This window comes from Streptomyces beijiangensis (genome assembly GCF_017315755.1).
Taxonomy (GTDB): Bacteria; Actinomycetota; Actinomycetes; order Streptomycetales; family Streptomycetaceae; genus Streptomyces; species Streptomyces beijiangensis.
The window spans coordinates 1-263 of record NZ_JAFLRJ010001314.1; the positions used below are offsets into that span (position 1 = coordinate 1).

The 263-nt window shown below is 70.0% G+C and carries 1 protein-coding gene; it reads left to right on the forward strand.

All coding sequences use genetic code 11. The annotated features are described in order from the left end of the window. On the forward strand, positions 1-263 hold a 263-nt coding region (locus J0695_RS41635; RefSeq protein WP_206970014.1), incomplete at both ends, for a hypothetical protein.

Genomic DNA, 263 nt, shown 5'->3' on the forward strand with positions numbered 1-263 from the left:
TGCCGTCCGGGCAGGTCATCGAGATCATGGAAGGCAACCTCGCGACGCTCCTCACCGGCTACGCGTGCCACGCCCTGCGCCTGCGCGAGAAGGGTGAGCGGATCGCGGTGGACGGCGAACCCCGTGACTGCCTCTCCACCCTGCTCGCACCTCGGCACTGGTGGCAGGCCCGCCACACCCGTATCGGCAAGGCCCTGGAACTCGACGGCCGCACGGTCATCCTCACCGCACCCCTCGTCGGCGGACGCACCCTCCAACTCACC